The following is a 23,557-nucleotide window of genomic DNA, read 5'->3' as shown; positions in this document are numbered from 1 at the left end:
ACAGTGAAACGACTTTGCGCCGATGATAGTGCGGGTTCCCGTGTGAAAGTAGGTCATCGTCAGGCTCTTACAGCCCAAACCGCCCTTCTGCTCTGCTGAGTAGAAGGGCGTTTTGCTTTGGGCCGCACGCAAGCACGTTTACATTCAACTAGCTTCTATTTCTCCGCGTTATGCAGCTGCAAGATATTCTGTATTCCCAAGGCTTTGGCACCCGCCGTGTCTGCGCGGGGTTGGTACAGCAGGGCTGGGTATCGGTGCGCGAATCGTCGTCCGGCACCCAGGGTTACGAGCCGTGCACCGACGCGGCAGCCGAGCTGGAGCCGGAAGGGTTGATACTGCGCGTTCAGGGCGTCGATTGGCCCTATCACGCTAAAGCGTATGTGTTGCTGCACAAGCCCGCAGGCACCGAATGCTCTCAAAAGCCTTCGACTTACCCAAGCATCTATACCCTGCTGCCGCCTCCTTTGCGCCAGCGGCCTACGAAAAGTGCGGTTCAAGGGGTGCAGGCTGTGGGCCGGCTGGACCAGGACACCACAGGATTGCTGTTGCTGAGCGATGATGGACAGTTCATTCACCGGATGAGTTCGCCCAAGAAACATGTGGCCAAGGTGTACCAAGTCACCACGAAGCACCCCGTAGATGGGGGACAGATCGCAAAGCTGCTTGCAGGCGTGGTGCTCGACGACGACCCGAAACCGGTGAGGGCAGCGGCCTGCGCGCAAGCGGGGAGCCATCGGCTGGACCTCACGCTGACGGAAGGAAAGTACCACCAGGTCAAGCGCATGCTCGCTGCTGTTGGCAATCGCGTGGAGGGGCTGCATCGGTCGCGCATCGGTGCGATGGAGTTGCCATCCGATCTGGCCCCCGGTGCGTGGAAATGGCTCAGCCAAGACGAACTGGGTTTGCTTGCTCAATCCAATTGAGAGGTAGGAGGAGGGGAGCGCATAGCAGCACCCTCGCGTGTATTCGATGCTTGGCTGCTTGGAGAATATTCCAACCTGGTGCTACTGGTTGAGGGGTACTCGTGGCTGGATGCACCTGAATCCGGGCCCTCGCGATGTCGGGCCCGGGCCCTTCGAAGCCTGATTTCTTGATCCAAGGCCGTTCTACATCAAGGATGTTACGTGTTCCTGTTCGGGGTATCCGCATGGGCGGCGCTACACTCGAATGCTGTGTTGAAAGTGGTTGTGTGAAGATTTTTTCGATTGCACGCGCATACCTTGCGCTGGGTGGGCTCTGGATGTCGATGGGGGGCGTGCTGGCTGGAGCGCCTCCTTTGTTCGTGCTCAATTCCCTGGAAGCCAACGTCAGCGTCATTGACCCTGCGACCTGGACCGAGACCGTCCGCATTCCCACGGGCAAGGAGCCTCACCATCTCTATCTCACCCCCGATGAGAAGTCGATCATCGTGGCCAATGCGCTGGGTGATACGCTGACGTTCCTGGATCCGCGCACGGCACAGGTCCAACGCACCGTCCGCGGCATCGTGGACCCTTACCACTTGCGCTTTACACCGGACATGAAGTGGTTCATCACGGCGGCCAACCGGCTCAACCACGTGGACTTCTATCGCTGGGATGGCAAGGAACTGACTCTCGTCCAGCGCGTGGCCACATCCCGCACCCCAAGCCATTTGTGGATCGACAGCCGAAGTACCACGGTGTACTCCACGATGCAGGACAGCGACGAACTGGTGGCCATCGACATCGCGACGCAGACGATCAAGTGGCGTATCAAAACAGGAGCCATGCCTGCAGATGTCTACGGCAGCGCAGACGACAAGCGCGTGTTCGTGGGCCTGACTGGCAGTGACAGCGTGGAGGTGTTCGACGTTTCCGGTCGCGAACCCGTGAGCATCAAGAAAATCAAGACGGGCAATGGGGCGCACGCTTTCCGCGCGGCGGGTGACGGACGGCATCTGTATGTCAGCAACCGCGTGGCCAACTCCATCAGCAAGATCGACATGACGACCCAGCAGGTGGTCGAGTCCTACCCTGTTCCCGGGGGGCCCGACTGCATGGAGGTGTCCGCCGATGGCCGTTTCATCTATGTCAGTTCCCGCTGGGCGCGCAAGCTGTCCGTGGTGGATACTGAAACGAAGAAGGTCGTGCGGCAGGTCACGGTGGGCAAGTCTCCCCACGGCGTATGGACGCTGCAGCACGCGCCGCGCTGAACGGCGGGGCTGGCCGTAGCCGGCTTTCCCGGGGTTGGGGGCAGCTTGCCCGCGGGATCAGGGGTGCTATATTTTTTATAGCGCTTGGCGCATGCATATCGGGCGCCAATGCCCAAAACGACTGTAAAACTCCTGTTTACCTCACCTTTGACACGGGCCACATGGCCGTGGCGCCCCTGGTCGCGGATGTTCTCGCGCGCCAGCAGGTGCGCGTGACGTTCTTTGCCGCCAATGAGCGGACCCAGAAAGGCGATGGCAGCCTGGGCGCCCACTGGGCTTCGTGGTGGCGCGCACGCGCGGCAGAAGGGCATGAGTTTGCCTCGCACACCTGGGACCACACGTACTGGCGCGCCGACCTTGGCACGGTAGAAAACCCTTCGTTCCGCGTGCGTCCCTCGGCAGGGCCTCGAGAGGGGCAGGATTTCGTGCTGACGGCCGCCGGGTATTGCGAAGAGATCGCCCGGGCCGCGGACCGGTTGCAGGTGCTGACGGGCAAGACTCCCCTGCCTCTGTTTCGCGCGCCGGGGGGCAAGACATCGCCACGGCTGCTCGCCAGTGCGCGCGCATGCGGTTTCACGCATGTGGGGTGGTCCCCGGCGGGGTTCCTGGGAGACGAATTGCCCAGTGAGAAGGCCAGCAACGCCGCGCTCTTGCACAAGGCCTTGCGCGAGGTGCGCAGTGGCGACATCCTGCTGGCCCACCTGGGCATCTGGTCGCGCAAGGACCCGTGGGCGCCGGCGGTGCTGGAGCCGCTGATCGTGGGCCTCAAGGAGCGGGGGTTTTGCTTTCGCACATTGCGCGAGCATCCTGACTATGCACCCGGGAAGGGGCGCTGAGATCATGGCGGCGGGGATTGTTTGGGTTGTGCACGGCCGCCGCCTGAGCGCAGGCGGGGCCGGCGGTACGGAGGGAGCGTGACGCGATGGGGTGGCTAGGCAACGGATTTGATGCGGCTCAGCAATGGCTTTTTGAAAGCCTGTTGCAGCCAGCGATGTTCGCCATGGGACTGGGGAACCAGCTTGAAAGCGGCTACGAGGCCGCGGGCTGGATACTGGTGGGTCTTTTGCAGCTCGTGGTGATCGCCGCGGTGATTGGCCCGCTGCAGCGCTGGCGGCCGGTGGAGGCCGTGACCGACCGGGCGACGATCCGCACCGACATTCTCTACACGCTGATTCACCGGCTGGGCCTGTTCCGGCTGGGCCTGTTCCTGGCGGTGGACCCGCTGGCGGATTCGTTCTTCGGCGCCTTGCGGGTGGCGGGCATCAGCACATTCCAGCTCGATGGCCTCTGGCCCGGTATCACCGATGTACCCTGGGTCAGCCTGTTGCTGTATCTGGTGGTGTTCGATTTCGTGGACTACTGGATTCACCGGGGGCAGCACCATTTTGAATGGTGGTGGCGCCTTCATTCCCTGCACCATGCGCAGCGCCAGATGACCATGTGGAGCGACAACCGCAACCACCTGCTCGATGACCTGCTGCGCGACACGATTCTCGTGGTGGTGGCGCAACTCATCGGGGTCGCGCCGGGGCAGTTCATCGCCATCGTCGCCATCACGCAGCTCAGCGAGAGCTTTCAGCATGCCAACGTGCGTCTGTGGTTTGGCCGCTGGGGCGAGCGGCTGTGGGTGAGCCCGCGCTTTCACCGCCTGCACCACAGCATTGGGATCGGCCATGAAACCATCAAGCCGCTGCCGGGTGAGGGGGCGAGCGCGGGGCGCGCAAGGTATCGCACCGTCCTGGGCGGCCACAACTTCGGAGTGCTGCTGCCCTGGTGGGACATTCTGATGCGCACCGCCAATTTCGAGCTGCGCTTCGATTCGACGGGCGTGCGCGACCAGGTGGAGGCGGGGCCGACCGGGCAGGTACGGGACTACGGCAAGGGTTTCTGGTCGCAGCAATGGCGTGGCTTGCTGCGGCTGCTCGGCAAGGCTTGAAAGCCCCTGCGGACGGTCAAGACGGTATGCTTGCCGGCATGGGACTTCTGTTTGATTCTTTCTGGCGCGCCGCTGCCTACTGCCTGCGCCCGCGTGTGATTACCCTGTCCGTGCTGCCGCTCGTGCTGATGGTGGCGCTGGCGCTGGGCTTGGGGTACTTCTACTGGGACGGCGCCGTGCGGGGAATGCGCGCACTGCTGGACGCCTCCGCCCTCCTGGCCAGCTTCTGGAGTTGGCTGCAGGGCTGGGGGTTGGGAGATGTCACTTCGGTGGTGGCGCCACTGATGGTGATCCTGGCGGTGGCACCCGCGCTGGTGGTGGTTTCCCTGCTGGTGGTGGCGGTGCTCATGACGCCTGCACTGGTGGCGCTGGTGGCCGACCGGCGCTTTCCGGCCCTGGAGCGCAAGAAGGGCGGCTCCTTCATCGCCAGCGTGGTGTGGTCGGTCAGTTCCACGTTGCTGGCATTGATCGCCCTGGTGGTGTCGGTGCCCCTGTGGCTGGTGCCGCCGCTGGTGCTCATCCTGCCGCCCTTGATCTGGGGGTGGCTTACTTACCGGGTGATGGCTTTCGATGCCTTGGCCGACCATGCCAGCAAGGAGGAGCGGCAGGCTATTTTTCGCCGCCACCGCAGCAGCCTGCTGGGCATTGGCATCCTGACGGGCTACCTCGGCGCTGCGCCGAGCATCGTATGGGCCTCGGGGGTGGTGTTTGCAGCGGCCTTTTTCATCCTGGTGCCGTTGGCGATCTGGATCTACACCCTCGTTTTCGCATTTTCATCGCTGTGGTTCGCGCACTACTGCCTGGCCGCGTTGGCACGCCTGCGGCAAGAGGCTGCGGGGCCGGTGGCCGCTGAGGCGCCCCCGATCCTTGCGCCGGCGAAGGAGCTGATGCGCGGACCGGACGCCAGTGCCGAGCCGCCTCCTGCTGCTGCAGCCCCGGCGGCACTCGCAGCGCCTCCGACGCCATCTCCCACCCACGGAACCCCTTCCCCATGACTCCCTCTTTCGGCCTGATCATCGTGGGCGATGAAATCCTGTCGGGCAAGCGCGCGGACAAGCACATGCCCAAAGTCATCGAACTGCTCTCGGCTCGCGGCCTGTCGCTGTCGTATGCGGACTACGTCGGGGACAGCCCGGACCGCATCACCGCGACACTGCGGCGGGCCTTTGCCTCGGGCGATGTGGTCTTCTCCTGCGGAGGTATCGGTGCGACGCCCGATGACCACACCCGCCAATGCGCGGCAAGCGCCCTGGGCCGTGAGCTGGCTCTGCATGCCGAGGCCGAGGCGTTGATCCGCGAACGCATGCAGGACGTTGCGCGGGAGCAAGGTGTGCCATACGAAGCCGAGCGGCCGGACAATGTGCACCGGCTCAACATGGGCGTCTTTCCCGCAGGCGCCCGCATCATCCCCAATCCCTACAACAAGATTCCCGGCTTCAGCTGCGAGGGCGTTGGCGGCGGTGCCGTCCATTTCGTGCCCGGATTCCCGGTCATGGCCTGGCCCATGATCGAATGGGTGTTCGACCACCACTATGCAGACCTGTTCAACCGTGCTCCCCAGGTCGAGCAGTCGGTGGTGGTCTATGGCGCCATGGAGGCAGCATTGACACCTCTCATGGAGCGCATAGAAAAATCGCACCCCGAGATCCGGGTGTTCAGCTTACCCAGCGTGGATCATCCACAATACGGGCGGCACATCGAACTGGGCGTCAAAGGTCCTGCTCCCTTGGTCCCGGCCGCCTGGCAGGATCTCAAGACGGGATTGCACAGTTTTGGTGCGGAGTGTGGCCCTGAATTGGTGCGCAATTTGTGATGCTTGGTGTTGATCGTTGTTGTGCACCTTATTGGTGCAATCTCGCAAATGTCCTATCGGCCTGCAGTCCGTAGTGCTCCTTCATAGTGCGGCGGCTGCACCCAGCTGGCACGCAAACTGCTTTTATTTCCACAAATTCTTTTTTCAACAAGCGCTTTACCCAGGAGAACCTGATGGCCAAGACCGTTGCAGACGTGATGAAGATGGTGAAGGAGAACGAAGTCAAGTTCGTTGACTTCCGTTTTACCGATACCCGGGGCAAGGAACAGCACGTGACCGTGCCGGTGTCCCACTTCGATGAAGACAAGTTCACGTCCGGCCACGCATTCGACGGTTCGTCCGTGGCTGGCTGGAAGGGCATTGAAGCCTCGGACATGCAGCTCATGCCCGACCCCAGCACCGCCAACATCGACCCCTTCTTCGAAGAAACCACGCTGTTCCTGCAGTGCGACGTGATCGAACCCGGTGACGGCAAGGCCTACGACCGCGACCCACGCTCCATCGCCAAGCGCGCTGAAGCCTACCTGAAGGCCTCCGGCCTGGGCGACACGGCCTTCTTCGGCCCCGAGCCAGAATTCTTCATCTTCGACGGCGTGCGCTGGTCCAACGAACCCGGCAAGGTCATGTTCGAGATCGAAGAGTACGAAGCCCCCTGGAACTCGGGCGCCAAGCTCGAAGGTGGCAACCGCGGCCACCGTCCCACCGTCAAGGGCGGCTACTTCCCCGTGCCTCCTGTCGACAGCACGCAGGACATGCGCGCCGAAATGTCCTTGATCCTCGAATCCCTGGGCATCCCGGTCGAAGTGTTCCACCACGAAGTGGCGGGCGCTGGCCAGAACGAAATCGGCACGCGTTTCAGCACGCTGGTCGAGCGCGCTGACTGGACCCAGGTCCTGAAGTACGTGGTCTGGAACGTGGCCAACGCCTACGGCAAGACGGCTACCTTCATGCCCAAGCCCTACGCTGGCGACAACGGCTCCGGCATGCACGTGCACCAGTCCATCTGGAAGGACGGCAAGAACCTGTTCGCGGGCGACGGCTATGCCGGCCTGTCGGACTTCGCGCTGTACTACATCGGCGGCATCATCAAGCACGCACGTGCCCTGAACGCCATCACCAACCCCGGCACGAACTCGTACAAGCGCCTGGTGCCCGGCTTCGAGGCCCCTGTGAAGCTGGCCTACTCGGCCCGCAACCGCTCGGCCTCGATCCGCATTCCTTACGTCGCCAACCCCAAGGGCCGCCGCATCGAAGCGCGCTTCCCCGATCCATCGGCCAACCCTTACCTGGCCTTCTCGGCCCTGATGATGGCCGGCCTGGACGGCGTGGAAAACAAGATCCATCCGGGCGAAGCCGCCACGAAGGACCTGTACCATCTGCCACCCGAAGAAGACAAGCTGGTGCCCACCGTCTGCCACAGCCTGGACCAGGCCCTGGAGTATCTGGACAAGGACCGTGGTTTCCTTACCAAGGGCGGCGTCTTTACCGACTCCATGCTCGACGCGTACATCGAGCTCAAGATGGGCGAAGTCACGCGTTTCCGCATGGCGCCTCACCCTGTCGAGTACGACATGTACTACTCGCTGTAATCGCCTCCCTGCAGGCTGTTGCTCCCCAAAAAGGCGGCCTTGGCCGCCTTTTTTCATGGGGCCGGGGAGGCTGGTGAAACCAATCCCGGGGCCGTTGCATCCATGTACAAAGCCCTGCGAGGGCCTGCTGGTGTTGGATTGGCGATGCATGGTGATTGGTGGATACTCCCCTGACCCCTGCATGGCAGTGCGAGGAAACCGAATGAAGAAAACGCTCATCACCCTGTTACTCATCGCCGCGACGGCACCGGCCGCGTGGGCGCAAGACCGCATCTACCGCTGTGGCAACGAATACACCAACAACGCCGCCCAGGCCAAGGAGCGGGGATGCAAGCTGGTGGAAGGCGGCAATGTCACCGTCGTGCAGGGCACCCGGCCGGCGTCGGCGGCCCCGGCGCCCTCGGGCGGCGGCACGCCTGCGGCAACGGCGGCACCTTCCAATGCACCCCGGGCCAACAGCAACGACCAGAAAGCGCGCGATGCCGATGCGCGGGCCATTCTCGAATCCGAACTGCGCAAGGCCGAGGCACGCCATGCCGAGCTGGTGAAGGAATACAACGGCGGCGCCCCAGAGCGCAATGCCCTCGATTTGCGCAACCCCCAGCGCTACATGGAACGCACGGCGGAGCTCAAGGCCAACGTGGCCCGCAGCGAAAGCGACATTGCCGGCATCAAGCGCGAGATCGCACGCCTGCCGCCCGCCAACTAAGTCACCTTCCTTTTTTCTTGCATGGCACGCGTGTGAGCTCTTCGCCCTTTCCCGACACCCCAGCCACCGACACAGGGCGATTCCATTCGCTGGATCTGATGTCGACCCTGGTGGCCGTGCTGCGCGCCGATGGCGCCGTGCAATTTGCCAATGCGGCACTGGAAAACACGCTCGGCCTCTCGCGCCGCACCCTGGAAGGCGTGGACTTCTCCACCTTTTTCACCGATCCCGCGTTGCTGCAGACCGCGCTGGCAGGTGCCCGGGGCAAGGACTTTGCCGCCTTGCGGTATGAGGCGAGCCTCAAGCGCCTGCACCAGGACCCGGTGCCCGTGCATGTGAACGTTGCCGACGCCGAGCAGGTGGGCGAGATCCTCGTCGAGCTGTGGCCGCTGGAGCAGCAGGCGCGGCAGGACCGCGAGGAGCGCCTGCTCGACCAGGCCCAGGCCAACAAGGAGCTCATCCGCAACCTGGCCCACGAGATCAAGAACCCCCTGGGCGGCATCCGTGGTGCCGCCCAGCTGCTGGAGATGGAGCTCGAGAGCCGCGAGCTCACCGAGTACACCCAGGTCATCATCCACGAGGCCGACCGCCTGCAAAGCCTGGTGGACCGGCTGCTTGCGCCACACCGCCACCCGCACCTGGTGGGCGACGTGAACATCCACGAAGTGTGCGAGCGCGTGCGCTCGCTGGTGCTGGTGGAGTACCCGCAGGGGTTGCGCGTGCAGCGCGACTACGACACCTCGATCCCAGAATTCCGCGGCGACCGCGCCCAGCTCATCCAGGCGCTGTTGAACATTGTGCAGAACGCGGCCCAGGCGCTGACCGATCGCATCGCGGCCGGCGACGCGGTCATCACCCTGCGCACCCGTGTGGCCCGACAAGTAACGTTTGGTCGCCAGCGCTACCGGCTGGCACTGGAATTGCATGTCATCGACAACGGACCGGGCGTGCCCGACACGATCAAGGAGCGTATTTTTTACCCTCTGGTGTCGGGTCGGGATGGCGGGTCAGGGCTGGGGCTCACGTTGGCGCAAACCTTCGTGCAGCGCCATCATGGGTTGATCGAATGCGACAGCGTGCCGGGTCGCACCGACTTCCGCATCCTGATTCCCTTGCCTTGAAAGCGCACGATGGTCCCTGACACGCAACCACAGGGAAGGTAAGAAAAACATATGAAGCCGATCTGGATAGTAGATGACGACCCCTCGATCCGCTTCGTCCTGGAAAAGGCGCTGGCGCGCGAAAACCTGCCTACGCGCAGCTTCACGCACCCGCGCGAGGTGCTCGATGCGCTGGCCGACATCACCGCTGGCGACCCCGCGCGCCAAGGGCCCCAGGTCCTGGTGAGCGACATCCGCATGCCCGGCGGCTCGGGCCTGCAGTTGCTGGAAAAGGTGCGCGAACTGCAGCCTGGGCTGCCCGTCATCATCATGACGGCGTACTCCGACCTGGACAGTGCCGTATCCGCCTTCCAGCGCGGCGCCTTCGAGTATCTGCCCAAGCCTTTCGACCTGCCCAAGGCGGTGGAGCTGATCCGCCGGGCGGTGGAGGAAAGCCAGCGCGAAGAGGTGACGGAAGAGCGCCAGGCCGAGACGCCCGAGATGCTCGGGCAGGCGCCCGCGATGCAGGACGTGTTCCGCGCCATCGGCCGCCTCTCCCAGAGCCAGGTCACCGTGCTCATCACGGGCGAATCGGGTTCGGGCAAGGAGCTGGTGGCGCGCGCGCTGCACAAGCATTCGCCGGTCGCCGACGGGCCCTTCGTGGCCATCAACACCGCCGCCATCCCCAAGGATCTGCTCGAGTCCGAGCTCTTCGGCCACGAGCGCGGCGCCTTCACGGGCGCGCAGACGCAGCGGCGCGGCCGCTTCGAGCAGGCCGAGGGCGGCACCCTGTTCCTCGATGAAATCGGCGACATGCCCTTCGACCTGCAGACGCGCCTGTTGCGCGTGCTGTCGGACGGCCAGTTCTACCGCGTCGGTGGCCATGCGGCCGTGAAGGCCCACGTGCGCGTGATTGCCGCGACCCACCAGGATCTGGAAAAGCGCGTGAAGGAAGGCGGTTTCCGCGAGGACCTTTTCCACCGCCTCAACGTCATCCGCCTTCGCCTTCCTGCGCTGCGCGAGCGGCATGAGGATGTGCCCGTGCTCACGCGCCACTTCCTGCAGCAAAGCGCGCGGCAGCTGGGGGTGGAGCCCAAGCGCATTGCAGATTCGGCCCTCGCGCGGCTCGAGCAGTTTGCCTTTCCGGGCAATGTGCGGCAGCTGGAGAACATCTGCCACTGGCTCACTGTGATGGCACCTGCCCAGGTCATTTCCCTGCAGGACCTGCCGCCCGAAGTGCTGGAAGCCCCCGTCCATCAACCCGTGCCGCGTGCAGGCGCCACCACCGAGCCTGCCGCGCAGCAGCTGCAGCCTTCCGTCGGTGCGCCTCCTCTCCCGCATGCGGGCCCCGTGGCCGCTGTGCCGGCTGAGCGCGTTGGTGGACTGCACCCGCCCATGGCCCCGGCCATTGCGCCAGTCAGCGTGGCCCCCGGGGCGGCCGCCTGGCCGGTGGTTCCGGAGGTGTCCGCGGCGCCGGTTGCGGCCCCTGTCGGCCACGGCTGGGAACAGGCGCTGGAGACCGAAGCGCAGAAACTGCTCGCGGGTGGCCAGCCCGAGGTGTGGGATGCCCTGACGCGGCGATTCGAGTCACGGCTCATCCGCACCGCGCTCACCGCCACGCATGGCCGCCGCATGGAGGCCGCCCAGCGCCTGGGCATTGGCCGCAACACCATCACGCGCAAGATCCAGGAGCTGGGCCTGGATGCGCCAGATGAAGGGTGAAATTGGCCTGCAGCGCTTTATTTTCAAGCGCTGTATGCTATTAAAAATATAGCGTATTGGTGTGGCTGCGCCTCTTGCAGAAAGGCGCCGGACGGTTCGCATCGCCCCAGCCTGTGGCGAGGGCGCGGCGTGCTGGTCGGTGTCCTACACGCAAGCACTCCATGGACCGACCCGGGGCGGCGGGGGTGAATCCAACAATGAACTCACTGTCAACCAACCGGAGAGCTTCTATGTCGGATTTCAACGATGCCAACCGTGACCCCTTGACCAACGAGCCGGGCGCCCATCCCGTCGGCACCGGCGTGGGGGCCGCGATGGGTGGGGCGGCCGCTGGGGCGGCTGCGGGTGCCTTTGGCGGCCCCGTGGGGGCAGCCATTGGCGGTGTGGCGGGCGCCGTGGCCGGCGGCCTGGCTGGCAAGGCTGCCGCCGAGGCGGTCAACCCCACGGATGAAGACGCGTACTGGCGCGAACGCTACCACCGCGAGCCCTACTACGTGGGTGGCCGCACGTACGACCAATACCGCCCTGCCTACGAACTGGGCTGGTCTTCCGTAGACCGCTACGAAGGCGACTTTGAGGCCGTCGAACCCCGCCTGGCGGACGACTGGCGTGCCCGCCATTCGGACGGCCTGGCCTGGACGGATGCCCGTCCTGCCGCCCGCGCCGCGTGGGACCGCGTATCCAGCGCCCGCATCAACAACGAGCTTCCGCTGGACGTGGCGGACAACGAAGACACGGTGGACGTTCTCAACGATCTGCTGGAATCGGCGCGCGACGGGGAGTATGGTTTCACCGCCTGTGCCGAGCGCGCCAATTCGGCGCAACTCAAGGGGGTGTTCCAGCGCCATGCGCGGGAATGCGCCGCCGCCGCCACCGAGCTGGAAAGCGAAGTCCGCCGCCTGGGTGGCGAGCCGGCCTCGGGCGGTACCGTGGCCGGGGCTTTGCACCGGGGCTGGGTGTCGGTCAAGTCGGCGCTGTCCATCAACGATGACAAGGCGGTGCTGCAAGAGTGCGAGCGCGGCGAGGACGCTGCCGTGGCGCGCTACCGCAAGGCCTTGAAGTCGGCACTGCCCGCTGATGTACGGGCCCTGGTGGAACGCCAGTCCCAAGGGGCGCAGCGCAACCATGATGAAGTGCGTGGCCTGCGCGATTCGTACTCGAACACCTGATCGGATCTGATCGGACCGCCTGCACCCCGGGCTCCGGCCCGTGGTGCATGCAAGGGCCCCCAGCGGGCCCATGGCGCGTCTTCTGCCCTGCATGAACCAGCAAAGGAGCAAAGGCTGCAAGGAGAAATCCTTGCAGCCTTTGTGTTGTGGCCTGCCCGGCGTGCGCCCTGGCCGGTGGAATTGCTGCGGGCGCGCCGGCAGCAGCGCAGCCGCCTTGCCAACACGTCACGCCATCGTGAGCACCACCGGTGCATGGTCGCTGGGCTGGGGGTTCTTGCGCGGAGCGCGGTCCACCACGCACGCCGTCACCGTCGGGCGCAGGGCCTCGCTCACCAGGATGTGGTCGATGCGCAGGCCCCGGTTCTTCTGGAAGCCGAGCATGCGGTAGTCCCACCACGAATAAGTTTTTTCAGGTTGCTCGAACATGCGGAAGGTATCGGTCAGGCCGAGCGCAACCAAATCCTGGAAGTGCTGGCGCTCTTCCACCGTGTGGTGGATCGTGTCCTTCAGGCCCACCGGGTCGAATGAGTCGCGGTCTTCCGGCGCGACGTTGAAGTCGCCCAGCAGCGCCAGCCGCGGGTGGGCCCGCAACTCCTCGCGCAGCCAACGGTGCAGCGCCGTAAGCCACAGCATCTTGTACGCAAACTTTTCCGTACCGGGGGCCTGTCCATTGACGAAATAACAGTTGACCAGCCGCAACGCGCCGGAGGGGGTGTCCACCGTGGCGGCGATGACGCGGGCCTGTTCGTCCGTGTGGCCCGGGATGTTGCGCACCACGTCCCGCAGGGGATGCCGGCTCAGGATGGCCACGCCGTTGTAGGTCTTCTGGCCGAAGGTCACCGCTTCGTAACCGGCCTCCTTCAGCGCGTCGTGCGGGAATTTGTCGTCGGTCAGCTTGAGTTCCTGCAGGCACAGGGCATCCACCGGATTGGCCTCCAGCCAGGCCAGCACCTGGGGCAGGCGCACCGACAGGGAATTCACGTTCCAGGTGGCAATACGCATAAAGACTTTATCCTATTGATTTAAAAGGATTTTTTTATCCTAAGATGCTTTGGTACCCCCATGGATACCCCCAAGTTAGTTTGCTTGGCAGGGGTGTTTGGCGCGTAGACCAGCGAAGCGTGGGGTAGCGAAATGTGCACTGCTGAACGAAGCAGCTGCGAAATTTCAGCTAATCATTGTATTTCAACGGTTGCTGAAAACAGACAATCAGGTGAAACTGCCTTGATGATTTCACTGGAAGTGCTATTTTCAGCGCTTGATGAAAACGCACGATCCAGTGAAAACTGAGCTTCAAGCCGCAGACGCTTTGCGCCTTCTGTTGGGGGAGGTGCCTGCAATCGAGAGTGTTGACGTCCATGTCGTTGGACACGAGCCAGATGCAGGCGTCGACCTCGTTGCCGATGTGACGGCCTTTGGTCACCAGCATAAGCTGGTCGCAGAGGTGAAGTCGAGCGGGCAGCCTCGCCACGTGCGTTCGGCCCTTCTGTCCCTGCGCGACTACGTAGAGCGGCAGGCCGACAGCGTGACGCCGATCCTGATCGCGCCCTACTTATCGTCCCAGGCGCAGGATCTGTGTCGAGAGTTCGGCGTCGCGTACCTCGATCTTGAGGGAAATGCCCGGCTGGCCTTCGGCACTTTCTTTCTTTCGCGCCAGTTCGCGAAGAGGCCCGTTGTGGAGCGGCGGGAACTGCGTTCGCTGTTTAAGCCGAAATCGGTTCAGGTGCTCAAGGTGTTGCTTCGCGAGCCATCAAGAAGATGGCGGGTAGCGGAGCTAGCCGAGGTTGCCGGGGTGAGCTTGGGCCATGTCAGCAATGTTCGGAGCGGCCTGCTGGACCGGGAGTGGGCGCAATTGGCCGAGGATGGGATGTACCTTGCCGCTCCGAACGCGCTTTTGGACGCATGGCGCGAAGCCTATGAGGCACCGCCCGGCCAGCGGCAGGCTTTCTATACCACCCTGCACGGCGCGTCGTTCGACGCTGTGTTGAGGGATCGCCCGCCCGAGGGCAATGGGCAGATTGCACTCGCGTCGTTCTCAGCCGCGCAGTGGCTGGCGCCTTTCGGCAGAATGGGAACTCACTATTTCTATGCTGACGCGGAAGGTCTTGAGATCCTGCGGTCGAGATTGAAGCTTTCGAGCGCCAGCAAGGGTGAGAACGTGATCGTGACCGTGCTGGACGATCCAGGACTGTTCCGCGACACCGTGCAGCCCGCTTCGGGCGTGGTCTGCACAAGCCCGGTCCAAACTTACCTGGACTTGGCTGCGGCGGGCGAGCGCGGACAGGAAGCGGCAGACCACCTTCGGCAAGAAAGGTTGCAATGGCAGGAATGACACCTGGAGAGGCTCAACACGCGAGCGAGTACGACGACCGGACGACTGCGGCCGTCAAATCAGTACTCGTTGAAATCGGGCAGATCCTCGGCAGCTTCAAGGGGCGTTTCGCCATCGTAGGTGGTGCCGTGCCATGGCTGCTGCTTGGCAATGAGGACATGCCGCACGTTGGGACGCTGGATGTGGATCTCGGCCTGGATGCCGCTGCACTTGGGGACGGGGAATACGTCCATCTGGTCAAAGCATTGCTGGGCCACGGATATGAACAACGCAAAGAACTCCGACGATTCCAACTGGTGCGTCAGATCCAAGTAGATGATGGAGGGCCTCCCATTGATGTGGTGATCGACTTCTTGATGCCCAGGGACGCGGAGATCGTGAAGAACGTGCCTCCGCTGATCAGCGACTTTGTTGTACAGAAAGCTGATGGCGCTGACCTGGCGCTTCGCTTCTATCAGATGGTCGCCATTGCCGGATCGATGCCAGACGGCGGGACCAACCGTGTCGAGGTCGCTGTCTGTTCGATTCCAGCGCTTCTTGCGATGAAGGGGCATGCGATCGAGGGGCGCTACAAGCAGAAGGATGCTTATGACATCTACTACTGCATCCGTAACTACACGGGTGGGCCGGAGGCGCTTGCAGAAGACTGCCGCCCTTTGCTGGCGCATGAGTCTGGAGTGGCGGGATACACCTACATCGCCAACAAGTTCGACACGGCTGACGGCTTCGGACCTACCTGCGTACGCAAATTCGTGGAAGACACGAAGGTCTTGGGTGAGCGTAGCGCGGATCAATGGCAGCAGGACGCGTTTGGACAGGTAGACGCCTGGCTGAGAGCTTTGGGACTGAGGGGGTGACAGTGGCTTCAACCGCGCAAATCCGCAAGTTGAGCATTCAGCGTTTCAGAGGCATCCAGTCCCTGACATGGCTGCCGGCGGAGGGAATGAACGTTATCCTGGGTGGAGGTGACGTTGGAAAAACGACGGTCCTCGAAGCGATTGCGCTGTTGCTCTCGCCCTCGAACACTGCGGTCATCTCCGAAGCGGATTACTGGGCGCGGGACAGCGCGCAGGAATTCGTCATCGAGGCTGTCATGTCGCTGCCCGACGCAACCGGGATAGGCTCGCAGAATACCTTCGCCTGGCCATGGGCGTGGAATGGAAAAGATGCGGTAGCCCCATCGGCCGACGGGGATAGCGACCTCCCGGTGCCTGGCGAGCCGGTGTATCGCGTGCGCGTACGGGGGACCACGGAGTTGGAGCTTGCGTGGGAAGTCATGCAGCCCAGCGACGAGCTCGACCACTTCTCGACTGCCGTTCGCCGGCGGATCGGCCTGGTCCGAATGAGCGCTGACGAGCGCAATGATCGCGACCTGCGCCTTGTCTATGGTTCCGCCCTGGATCGGTTGCTGGCCGACAACGCGTTGCGGGCGCGTATCGGAAAGGAGGTGGCGGGCCTCAACTTGCACGACTCGCTCAACGACAAGGGCAAGGAAGCTATCGAGTCGCTGGATGGGCGCATGGCCGGTGCCGCGCTTCCCAACGAATTGAAACTCGGCCTCACGACCAGCCAGGGACTGTCCATCGGCGCGCTGATCGGCTTGATGGCGACCAAGAACGGGGTGGCGTTGCCCCTGAGCAGTTGGGGTGCAGGTACCAGACGAATGGCTGCGCTTGAGATCGCATCAGCCACGGACAAGGAAGCAAGCGTCACGCTCATCGATGAAATCGAGCGCGGGCTGGAACCGTACCGGCTGCGCAAGCTCATCAACATCCTGGCCGGTCAACAGGGGCAGATCTTCCTCACGACGCACAGCCCCGTCGCAATCTCGTGTGCAGAAGACGCACACCTCTGGTATCTGGACAGCCAGGGCTCCATCGGTGCGCTGCCTCGGGACAAGATCGGTCCACAGCAGAAACGCGATCCTGAAACGTTCCTGGCGCGCGTCGCCGTCATCGCAGAAGGACCCACCGAGGTCGGCTTCCTGCAGTACCTGCTGGAGAAGGCTTTCGAAGGCAACCCGCTCGACCACGGGGTGCGCGTTTGCGATGGTCAGGGCAATGGGGCGACCTTGGATTTGCTTGAGACGCTCGCATCTTCCGGTTTGCTGTTTGCCGGACTGGCGGACGATGAAGGCATTGCCCCGGAGCGGTGGAAGAAGCTGAAGGAAAAGCTCGAAGGGCGCCTTCACCAATGGCCGCAGGGCTGCACCGAGGATCATGTGATCGGGGCTGTTCCCGAAGCAAATCTGCTCGAACTGCTGAAGGACGCCGAAGGTGAACTCGACGGGTACCGACTCCGGACTTTGGCAGATCGCCTTGGGCTTCAAGACAAGACGACCGATGCAATAGACGTGGCGCTGAAAGCCTCTGGCCAGACCTGGCGCGCTCTGATCGTTGCGGCCGCCACCGGCAGCAAGGTTGGCGCCCCTGAAGGACAGGACAAAGCCTGGAAGAAGCATGCCCAGCAATGGTTCAAGTCTACTGTCGGTGGACAGGAGTTGGCCCAGAAAATGGTCGCGCTAGGCGCGTGGGCGGAAATCCAGCCGCAGTTGCTTCCGTTGATCAACGCGGTACTGGTAGCCGTGGGACGTCCGGCCCTGCAGAAGCTCGATCTATGAGCGACCAGGCCGTCGCCAAGCTTCTCCGATCATCCGAGCCGCTGGTGATCATTGAAGCTGCAGCAGGCTGTGGAAAAACCTATCAGGGGGCTGCGTACGCGCAAGACGTAGTCGGGGGGCTCGGTGATGGCCGCCTGCTCATCTTGACGCACACACACGCCGCGTGCTCCGTTTTCGCGGAACGCACCAAGAAGGTCGGGTCACGTGTCGAAATCAGGACCATCGATGCCCTGATTGCGCAGATCGCGCTGGCGTACCACAAACCACTGGGCCTGCCGCTCGATCTGACATCCTGGGCTTGGCAGGATGGCGGACAAGGCTTCGAGATCATGGCGAGCAAGGTTGCAGGATTCCTGCGCCATCAGCCCATGGTGGCCCGTGCGCTGGCCCGACGCTATCCGATCATCGTGTGCGATGAACACCAAGACTCCAGTGTCGATCAGCACAGCGTTGTCATGTCCTTGCTGTCTGCTGGAGCAACGGTCCGGATCTTTGGTGACCCCATGCAGCGGCTCTATGGGGGCAGAAGCGACAAGGCTGCACGTGAGGACCGTGTCCGCTGGGATGCCTTAAAGGCGCTGGGAGCAGGAGAGAAACTACTCACGCCTCATCGTTGGAAAACCGGCTGTCCTTTGCTGGGGGCCTGGGTCATCGAGGCGCGGGAGAGGCTGGAGCGCGGAACGCCGATCGACCTGACTGCTGGGCTACCGCCCTCTGTCAGGGTTCTTGTCGGGAACAACACGTCCCAGATGCGAACGATCTATCAGCTGTCGGGTGAAGACAGAAAGCCGATCGACAAGATGCTGAAAGACAGCCCGCAGCTGATGATCCTCGCGTCGCAGAACGACTTGGTGACGGCACTTCGCGCTTTCTGGGGTCGAAAAGTTCCCATCTGGGAAGGGCATACGCGCGATGCCTTGGGTGTGCTTATGCAAACACTGCGGAACGGTCAAGGTAGCCCGGAGGCTCTCGCTCAGGGCGTCATCACCTTCATGGGCAGTGTCGCAGCAGGATTCAGTCCATCCAGCCATGGCAATCAGCTTCTCCAGGAGATCCGCACTGGGGCGGCGCGCGCTACCAGGGGAAAGCCGGCGAACATACAAGCGGTCGCGCGATGCCTGCTGAACGATCCGTCGCATAGGGGAGTGTCGGATGCCTTCGCGAAAATTACTGCGTTGGTGAAGGACGCTGCTGCGGGCTTCGACACCGTAAAGATCGATCACAGTTCCGAGCTGCGGGATGCCGTGCGCATCGGTCAGTTCGCAGGTCCCGACGAAGGCTTTGCGGAAGTGTCACGCATGCGTTCGTATTCCCATCCATCTCCGCCTAAAAAGGTGCTCAGCAGCATCCATAAGGCAAAGGGGCTGGAGTGCGACCATGCGATGCTGATGGCCTGTGACAAGGCGCAGTTCACGTCGACGCTGTACGCAAAATCCAAGATGTACGTCGCCCTCAGCAGGGCGAAGAAGTCGCTCACCTTGGTGGTTTCGACATCCAATCCCAGTCCCCTGTTCAAGCTTCGTTGAAAGACCGATCCGATGAGCAACTATTTTAGTGATCGGGAGCTCGGGTCGAGGGCCCGTACCGAGCAGACGATGAGTCCAGCGGACGCGGTTCGCGATGTGCGCAACAACCAGTACAACGGGGTGCCTCCAAGCGAGGCGGACCTGGTCCTTGCCTTGTCTTCGATGAATCGCCTCGTCCCCCAGTTGATGGGCCTGCTGCAGCCCGCCTTGAAGTAGCGCGCCTATGTCGGATCTCTACGCGGCGGACGACAGCGAGGCAGTGGAAGCCCGGTGGCGGCAGTTGCAACAGCAATTGCAGGAGGGTGCATGCACGTGTTCTCCCGAACTGCTCGAAGTCAGGCACCGCACGTTTGGAAATGGCTCGAAGCACTACGTCCTGCAATGCGGCCGATGTGGTCAGCAGCGTGGCAATGCGCTGAGTACCAAGGGGGCGCAGGCACGACTGTCGGGCGCGAGTGCGCTGGAGTTTGATCCATCGATCGAGACCGCGTATGTGACGCAGCGATCGGTGCTGCTCGATGAGTGTGCTGCGCTGGGGCGTCAGGCCGCCGCGCAGCGAAATCCGACGTGGATGGCCCTGATCGAGGCTGAACGAGCCGAGGAGAAGGCCCGCACCGAGCGGGTGCATGCGCTGGTGGAGGCCTGTGTGGCTGCTGTGGCGTTGGAAGTCGGCGAGGCAAAAGCGGCGGATGCGCTGGCGGCGAAGGCCATTGCCTTGCGGCAGGTGTTGCGGGATGCACGTCTGCAGGCCACCAAGCGGTTTGGCTCTGAGGTCGAGCTGAAGACGTGGCTGGTGGCGCATCTGAGCGAGGACTTCGATCTTCACGCTGAGGTGCCAGGTCGCCATGTGGCAGAGGGCGTGCGCGTGCAGATCGACTATCTGGCGTACCCGAAGCAGCACCTGCTGGACGCCGGGTTCGTTCCCGCGCATTTCGGGATCGAGGTGAAGCACCTGGATCAGACGCAGGGGTTTTCGCACAAGGCGGCGCGCGGTCTGTGGCAGACCGTGAGCTACACCGACTCCGAATTCTTCCTTGAAGGTGCGGCCATCCGTCCGAAGTTCGCCCTGCTGTTCAGCAACGTCTCTTTTGAGGAGGAACATCGCCTTCTCAACCGGCTGGGGCAGGAGCTTGAGAACGACAGGGCCTTGTGGGGCGGCTTGCTGCAGCTCGCGAACCATGCCAATGTCGGAACCCTGGAGATCATGGGCTCACGGGACGCGTGGACGGGCTGGAAGATGGCGTTCAGCGGCGGCATGTATTTCTGGAGGCGCCACCACAAGGGTGAGCGCAGGTACCTCGTGTCGAACGACCGGACCATTGAGAAGGTGCGGATCGGAAACTTCTGAGTGCCATCGTGGGTATCGGCATTCGTTCGATTGTGGTCACGTGGATGCGCAACGCAGCGATACTTTTTCCGCGCATTGCCAAAGCTGGTGCCGTGCCGCGTTTCACCGGCCTCGGGAAATATCGCCTGACCACTAGCGTTCGCGCTGCTGCTGAAGGCCTGCATGATCGACACGCAGGGTGGCCGGATCGTCACGGACTGACTTCGGTGTCTTCCTCTTGAACCAGGTTCGCCAACTGCTGTTCCACGATGTCCGTGTCGAAATGGAAGGCATCGAGGAGCGCGATGGCTCTTTGTGCCTCTCGGATGTCGCTCTCCGTTTCGGGAGGCCGGCGCTTGAGCGACAAATCATGGTTGTAAAGCCACTCTTGCAGTTCTGCGACGGCGACCAACGTAACGCCGCGCTCCAGAAGTTGCGATGCCGTGATGTTCGACAGGTATTGGGGCGTCAACTCTCCGGCCGAACGCAGCATCAGCGCCTGTTCCAGTTTGTCCACCAGCGCCCTGCGCAGTTCGAATTGAGGCTTGCTCTCGAATTCGAGCAGTGCCTCCAGGTACTTTTGAGGCTGCGCTTGTATTGCTTCCGAATCGGGGCGCAGCCTCAGTGTGCGGCACATGCTGCCCAACGCCGTCCTTGCGCTTGCCGTGCTGATACCGGCCGTAGTGCCAGCCTGCGACAGGGTTGCGCCACCGGCGACGGCCCGTAGGATTTTCGCTTTGACGGAATTTGGAATCACGAGATGTCCTTGATGGATGAATTTGATAAACCAACGACCTTCAAGCCCATGGAGTGATCTAGATCCATCACTACGGCCTGCCGTGCGGCGTTTCTACTTGCTGCCCAGTACCTCCATCTTGTCCTTGGGCATCGGCAAGTGGATGTGCTTCTCGTCACTGTCGTCGAACTGAATGGCGGCGCGGAATTGAAGGTTTTCTCCATAGCCTGTGACTCGCTCCAACGCAGTGATCGTCCCTTCTCCGAACACAAAGTGCCTGACACGTACGCCGATGCCATATGACGTCTCTCCATCGGCCTCGATGTCTATTCGTGCAATGTGAGCACCGATGGGGGATTTCTTAAGGGCAGTGTTCTTTGCTTCGGCGCGTGCAGCAGCCTCGTCTTCGGCTGCGAGGTTCAGCTCGATGGTGGTCTGCAATACCACTCTGGCCTTGAAATAATTGGTCATGGGAAGTTCTTCTGTGTAGCCGAAATTTTGATCTGTCTGAAGCGCGTCGAGAAAACCGACGCGATGCTTTTCGAAGGACGGTCAGCCAATTTCTCCAGCCTCGCGTGCCAAGTTCTCCCAAAGGCTTGGCAAGCTGGCAGCATAACTACAACTGGCACCGGCCGCACAGTGGCATTGACGGCTTGGTGCCCATGGCCAGACTCGATCCCACCGGAAACAACCTGTTGACTCTTCACAGCTAGTGAGAGCCGGATACCTTGCGCCTCAGTTGCGTTCGCTATTGCGCAGTCACTCCCGGCGGCAATACAACGCGCTTTGTTGAGCTGATGCGGGAAACTCCTGGCGGTGAGTGATATGGGGGTGTCAGATCAAAACTGGTCCACTTGCGGTCATAGTCCATCCTCTCAAAGTGTTCGGCCATGAAATCAATAAACGTCCGGACCTTCGCGGACATATGGCGTCGACTTTGAAAGGCCAAGTTGATCGTGAGCCTTGGCAAGTCCCACTCGTCCAGCACTGATACAAGCCGCCCCGCTACCAGATCGTCATAGACGATGTACTTGGGCTGGACGAGGATGCCCATGCCGTCGAGCGCGGCCGCCCGAAGTACCTGGCCGTCATTCGACTCCAGCAGGCCTTTGACGGTGATGCACTTGGTCTCATCGCCCCGGCGAAACGTGAAGTCGTTCGGATTGTTGCTGTAGGTGTAGAGCAGGAGTGGCCGATCTACCAAGGCGTCGATATTTTGGGGCGTGCCAAATGCATCAAGGTAGCCCGGTGTCGCTGTAAGGATGCGACGCGTCGCCGCAAGGCGGCGGATCGTGGTGTTGGAGTCGTTTTCAAACTCGCGGGTACGGACAGCTACGTCGATGTTGTTGTCGATGAGGTCGTAGTATCGGTTCGCTACCTCGACGTGTACCCTCACGTTCGGGTATCGGCTTGTGTACTCCTTCAGCAAGGGGGCGATGTGGTGCACTGAAAACGAAAGCGACGCGGTGAGGCGAAGGGTGCCAGTGGGGTTGAGCGCGGTTGCGCTAGCTGCCTCTTCTGCCTCCCTCGTGTCTGCGAGCACGTTTTTGCAACTTTCGTAGAAGCTCTTGCCCACCTCTGTCAACGCAAGACCGCGCGTACTGCGCTGCATGAGCCGGGCGCCGATCCGGCTTTCCAGAGAGACCAGGTGCCTGCTGGCCGCTGCGTTCGATAGTCCGAGAGCCGCCGCCGCCCGCGACATGCTGCCCAGCTCCGCTGTTTGAACGAGCAATTCCATTTCCGTCCAGCGATCCATTTTGTCTCCCATGCGCTTGAAATTTCGGGAAAACCCTTGCTTTCTCGGCTAGCGGAAAGGCGGTTTCCACTAGCGGTAGCTATTGTTATTTTATCAATCGTATAAATTAACGGCAACAGCAAGATCGCCGGAGACAAGAATGCGAAACCTCGATGAAGACAACATCACGCGCGCCGTGATCGGCATGCATGCGAATGCAGAAAATGCCCGGCTGCGCGAGATCATGACTAGTCTGGTGCAGCACCTGCACTCGTTCGCGCGCGATGTCGCTCTGACTGAAGATGAGTGGTTTCAGGGCATTGATTTCCTGACCAAGGTCGGTCATATCACCAGCGCTACGCGACAGGAGTTCATCCTGCTGTCAGACACGCTGGGGCTGTCGATGCTGGTGACTGCGCTGAACAACAAGAAGCCAATGGGTTGCACCGAGGCCACCGTTTTCGGCCCCTTTCATGTGGAGACCTCTCCGCGTGTAGAACTGGGTGGCGATGTCGCCAACGGCGCAGGAGGGGAGCCTTGTTTCGTGCGTGGTTCGGTGGTTGGCCTAGATGGGAGTCCCGTGCCGCAGGCGGAGCTGCAAGTGTGGCAGGCGGACGAGGCGGGTTTCTACGACGTGCAATACGGTCAAGGGACGCCTCACCGTGCACGTGCCACGCTCGAAGCTGACGCTGAAGGCAATTTTCACTTCAAGACCATTCGCGCGGAGGCATATCCCATCCCGCACGACGGCCCTGTTGGCAAGATGCTGGAGGCTCTCGGCCGTCATCCGTGGCGACCCGCTCACCTTCACTTCATGATTACCGCGCCAGGCTACGAGCGGCTGATCACGCACGTGTTTCGCAACGGTGATCGCTATCTCGACTCGGACGCAGTGTTTGGTGTGCGCTCCTCGCTCATCGCTGACTGGATCATGCATGCGCCTGGGGCCGCCCCTGACGGCACGCACAGCGAAGTGCCGTTCTATACGCTTGATTTCCGGTTCGTGTTGAACCCTGTGCAGACCGTTTTGGTCCCCAAAGCCACAGGCGAGCACGTCACTACGGCCTGAC

Annotated in this window: 22 protein-coding genes and 1 pseudogene; 19 read left to right on the top strand and 4 right to left on the bottom strand. The window is 62.3% G+C overall.

What is annotated here, in order from left to right:
• The first annotated feature begins 170 nt into the window (after positions 1-170).
• From AC07OD_RS27260 to AC07OD_RS27210, 11 genes are all read left to right on the top strand, one after another.
• A complete protein-coding gene (locus AC07OD_RS27260; RefSeq protein WP_218297757.1) occupies positions 171-923 on the top strand; it encodes a 16S rRNA pseudouridine(516) synthase in 753 nt (250 codons plus the stop codon).
• Positions 924-1,189: 266 nt separating this feature from the next.
• Positions 1,190-2,173 (top strand): YncE family protein, encoded by a 984-nt coding sequence (locus AC07OD_RS27255; protein ID WP_218341545.1) that lies wholly within the window; start codon positions 1,190-1,192, stop codon positions 2,171-2,173.
• A complete protein-coding gene (locus AC07OD_RS27250) occupies positions 2,146-3,009 on the top strand; it encodes a polysaccharide deacetylase family protein (RefSeq protein ID WP_494598503.1) in 864 nt (287 codons plus the stop codon). The genes AC07OD_RS27255 and AC07OD_RS27250 overlap by 28 nt, the downstream gene beginning before the upstream one ends.
• An 86-nt stretch (positions 3,010-3,095) precedes the next feature.
• The gene (locus AC07OD_RS27245) at positions 3,096-4,109 is read left to right on the top strand and encodes a sterol desaturase family protein (RefSeq protein ID WP_492246503.1); all 1,014 of its coding nucleotides are present in this window, start codon (positions 3,096-3,098) and stop codon (positions 4,107-4,109) included.
• 38 nt (positions 4,110-4,147) lie between these two features.
• Positions 4,148-5,104, top strand: coding sequence for an EI24 domain-containing protein (locus AC07OD_RS27240; RefSeq protein ID WP_494598502.1), 957 nt, complete (start codon positions 4,148-4,150; stop codon positions 5,102-5,104).
• Positions 5,101-5,922: a competence/damage-inducible protein A gene (locus AC07OD_RS27235; RefSeq protein WP_218341549.1), complete on the top strand. Its 822-nt coding sequence runs from the start codon at positions 5,101-5,103 to the stop codon at positions 5,920-5,922. The genes AC07OD_RS27240 and AC07OD_RS27235 overlap by 4 nt, the downstream gene beginning before the upstream one ends.
• 173 nt (positions 5,923-6,095) lie before the next feature.
• Positions 6,096-7,511, top strand: a complete 1,416-nt coding sequence (glnA, locus tag AC07OD_RS27230) for a type I glutamate--ammonia ligase (protein ID WP_218297751.1) — start codon at positions 6,096-6,098, stop codon at positions 7,509-7,511.
• Between the two features lie 202 nt (positions 7,512-7,713).
• Positions 7,714-8,220: a hypothetical protein gene (locus AC07OD_RS27225; RefSeq protein WP_218297750.1), complete on the top strand. Its 507-nt coding sequence runs from the start codon at positions 7,714-7,716 to the stop codon at positions 8,218-8,220.
• 98 nt (positions 8,221-8,318) lie between these two features.
• Positions 8,319-9,341 (top strand): nitrogen regulation protein NR(II), encoded by a 1,023-nt coding sequence (gene glnL / locus AC07OD_RS27220; protein ID WP_218297761.1) that lies wholly within the window; start codon positions 8,319-8,321, stop codon positions 9,339-9,341.
• A gap of 51 nt (positions 9,342-9,392) precedes the next feature.
• Positions 9,393-11,042 (top strand): nitrogen regulation protein NR(I), encoded by a 1,650-nt coding sequence (gene ntrC, locus AC07OD_RS27215; protein ID WP_494598501.1) that lies wholly within the window; start codon positions 9,393-9,395, stop codon positions 11,040-11,042.
• Between the two features lie 230 nt (positions 11,043-11,272).
• Positions 11,273-12,211 (top strand): ferritin-like domain-containing protein, encoded by a 939-nt coding sequence (locus AC07OD_RS27210; RefSeq protein WP_218297748.1) that lies wholly within the window; start codon positions 11,273-11,275, stop codon positions 12,209-12,211.
• Positions 12,212-12,436: 225 nt separating this feature from the next.
• Here the strand turns inward: AC07OD_RS27210 and AC07OD_RS27205 are convergent, their stop codons facing one another.
• Entirely contained in the window at positions 12,437-13,213 is a 777-nt protein-coding gene (locus tag AC07OD_RS27205) for an exodeoxyribonuclease III (RefSeq protein ID WP_494598500.1), read from the bottom strand.
• A gap of 256 nt (positions 13,214-13,469) precedes the next feature.
• Between AC07OD_RS27205 and AC07OD_RS27200 the strand changes: the two genes are divergently transcribed.
• From AC07OD_RS27200 to AC07OD_RS27175, 6 genes are all read left to right on the top strand, one after another.
• Positions 13,470-14,543 carry a type IV toxin-antitoxin system AbiEi family antitoxin gene (locus AC07OD_RS27200; protein ID WP_494598499.1) on the top strand — a complete coding sequence of 358 codons (1,074 nt, stop codon included), beginning with the start codon at positions 13,470-13,472 and terminating at the stop codon, positions 14,541-14,543.
• Positions 14,531-15,400 (top strand): nucleotidyl transferase AbiEii/AbiGii toxin family protein, encoded by an 870-nt coding sequence (locus AC07OD_RS27195; RefSeq protein ID WP_494598498.1) that lies wholly within the window; start codon positions 14,531-14,533, stop codon positions 15,398-15,400. The genes AC07OD_RS27200 and AC07OD_RS27195 overlap by 13 nt, the downstream gene beginning before the upstream one ends.
• A gap of 86 nt (positions 15,401-15,486) precedes the next feature.
• On the top strand, positions 15,487-17,163 hold the full coding sequence (locus AC07OD_RS27190) for an ATP-dependent nuclease (RefSeq protein WP_494598497.1): 1,677 nt from the start codon (positions 15,487-15,489) through the stop codon (positions 17,161-17,163).
• Positions 17,160-18,689 carry a UvrD-helicase domain-containing protein gene (locus AC07OD_RS27185; RefSeq protein WP_494598496.1) on the top strand — a complete coding sequence of 510 codons (1,530 nt, stop codon included), beginning with the start codon at positions 17,160-17,162 and terminating at the stop codon, positions 18,687-18,689. The genes AC07OD_RS27190 and AC07OD_RS27185 overlap by 4 nt, the downstream gene beginning before the upstream one ends.
• A 69-nt stretch (positions 18,690-18,758) precedes the next feature.
• On the top strand, positions 18,759-18,905 hold the full coding sequence (locus tag AC07OD_RS27180) for a hypothetical protein (RefSeq protein WP_494598495.1): 147 nt from the start codon (positions 18,759-18,761) through the stop codon (positions 18,903-18,905).
• A 7-nt stretch (positions 18,906-18,912) separates the two neighbouring features.
• Positions 18,913-20,037, top strand: coding sequence for a hypothetical protein (locus AC07OD_RS27175; protein ID WP_494598494.1), 1,125 nt, complete (start codon positions 18,913-18,915; stop codon positions 20,035-20,037).
• Positions 20,038-20,227: 190 nt separating this feature from the next.
• Here the strand turns inward: AC07OD_RS27175 and AC07OD_RS27170 are convergent, their stop codons facing one another.
• Together AC07OD_RS27170 and AC07OD_RS27165 are read right to left on the bottom strand one after the other, a co-directional pair.
• Positions 20,228-20,773: a hypothetical protein gene (locus tag AC07OD_RS27170; protein WP_494598493.1), complete on the bottom strand. Its 546-nt coding sequence runs from the start codon at positions 20,771-20,773 to the stop codon at positions 20,228-20,230.
• Positions 20,774-20,866: 93 nt separating this feature from the next.
• Entirely contained in the window at positions 20,867-21,223 is a 357-nt protein-coding gene (locus AC07OD_RS27165) for a hypothetical protein (protein WP_494598492.1), read from the bottom strand.
• Positions 21,224-21,342: 119 nt separating this feature from the next.
• Here AC07OD_RS27165 and AC07OD_RS27160 point away from each other — a divergent pair.
• Positions 21,343-21,465 (top strand): annotated as a pseudogene (locus AC07OD_RS27160) (IS481 family transposase); the annotation flags it as partial.
• A 35-nt stretch (positions 21,466-21,500) separates the two neighbouring features.
• Here the strand turns inward: AC07OD_RS27160 and AC07OD_RS27155 are convergent.
• On the bottom strand, positions 21,501-22,508 hold the full coding sequence (locus AC07OD_RS27155; RefSeq protein WP_494598491.1) for a LysR family transcriptional regulator: 1,008 nt from the start codon (positions 22,506-22,508) through the stop codon (positions 21,501-21,503).
• 139 nt (positions 22,509-22,647) lie between these two features.
• Between AC07OD_RS27155 and AC07OD_RS27150 the strand changes: the two genes are divergently transcribed.
• On the top strand, positions 22,648-23,556 hold the full coding sequence (locus tag AC07OD_RS27150; protein WP_494598490.1) for an intradiol ring-cleavage dioxygenase: 909 nt from the start codon (positions 22,648-22,650) through the stop codon (positions 23,554-23,556).
• Position 23,557 lies beyond the last annotated feature (1 nt).

It is taken from the genome of Acidovorax sp. GW821-FHT10E03 (genome assembly GCF_059415205.1).
This window is presented reverse-complemented; position numbering and strand designations above follow the sequence as displayed.

Bases quoted from the DNA above. Each gene is read 5' to 3' on its own strand.
- AC07OD_RS27260 (WP_218297757.1), top strand. From the start codon at position 171: ATGCAGCTGCAAGATATTCTGTATTCCCAAGGCTTTGGCACCCGCCGT.
- AC07OD_RS27250 (WP_494598503.1), top strand. From the start codon at position 2,146: ATGGACGCTGCAGCACGCGCCGCGCTGAACGGCGGGGCTGGCCGTAGC.
- AC07OD_RS27245 (WP_492246503.1), top strand. From the start codon at position 3,096: ATGGGGTGGCTAGGCAACGGATTTGATGCGGCTCAGCAATGGCTTTTT.
- AC07OD_RS27240 (WP_494598502.1), top strand. From the start codon at position 4,148: ATGGGACTTCTGTTTGATTCTTTCTGGCGCGCCGCTGCCTACTGCCTG.
- AC07OD_RS27235 (WP_218341549.1), top strand. From the start codon at position 5,101: ATGACTCCCTCTTTCGGCCTGATCATCGTGGGCGATGAAATCCTGTCG.
- glnA (WP_218297751.1), top strand. From the start codon at position 6,096: ATGGCCAAGACCGTTGCAGACGTGATGAAGATGGTGAAGGAGAACGAA.
- AC07OD_RS27225 (WP_218297750.1), top strand. From the start codon at position 7,714: ATGAAGAAAACGCTCATCACCCTGTTACTCATCGCCGCGACGGCACCG.
- glnL (WP_218297761.1), top strand. From the start codon at position 8,319: ATGTCGACCCTGGTGGCCGTGCTGCGCGCCGATGGCGCCGTGCAATTT.
- ntrC (WP_494598501.1), top strand. From the start codon at position 9,393: ATGAAGCCGATCTGGATAGTAGATGACGACCCCTCGATCCGCTTCGTC.
- AC07OD_RS27210 (WP_218297748.1), top strand. From the start codon at position 11,273: ATGTCGGATTTCAACGATGCCAACCGTGACCCCTTGACCAACGAGCCG.
- AC07OD_RS27205 (WP_494598500.1), bottom strand. From the start codon at position 13,213: ATGCGTATTGCCACCTGGAACGTGAATTCCCTGTCGGTGCGCCTGCCC.
- AC07OD_RS27195 (WP_494598498.1), top strand. From the start codon at position 14,531: ATGGCAGGAATGACACCTGGAGAGGCTCAACACGCGAGCGAGTACGAC.
- AC07OD_RS27190 (WP_494598497.1), top strand. From the start codon at position 15,487: ATGAACGTTATCCTGGGTGGAGGTGACGTTGGAAAAACGACGGTCCTC.
- AC07OD_RS27185 (WP_494598496.1), top strand. From the start codon at position 17,160: ATGAGCGACCAGGCCGTCGCCAAGCTTCTCCGATCATCCGAGCCGCTG.
- AC07OD_RS27180 (WP_494598495.1), top strand. From the start codon at position 18,759: ATGAGTCCAGCGGACGCGGTTCGCGATGTGCGCAACAACCAGTACAAC.
- AC07OD_RS27175 (WP_494598494.1), top strand. From the start codon at position 18,913: ATGTCGGATCTCTACGCGGCGGACGACAGCGAGGCAGTGGAAGCCCGG.
- AC07OD_RS27165 (WP_494598492.1), bottom strand. From the start codon at position 21,223: ATGACCAATTATTTCAAGGCCAGAGTGGTATTGCAGACCACCATCGAG.
- AC07OD_RS27155 (WP_494598491.1), bottom strand. From the start codon at position 22,508: ATGGATCGCTGGACGGAAATGGAATTGCTCGTTCAAACAGCGGAGCTG.
- AC07OD_RS27150 (WP_494598490.1), top strand. From the start codon at position 22,648: ATGCGAAACCTCGATGAAGACAACATCACGCGCGCCGTGATCGGCATG.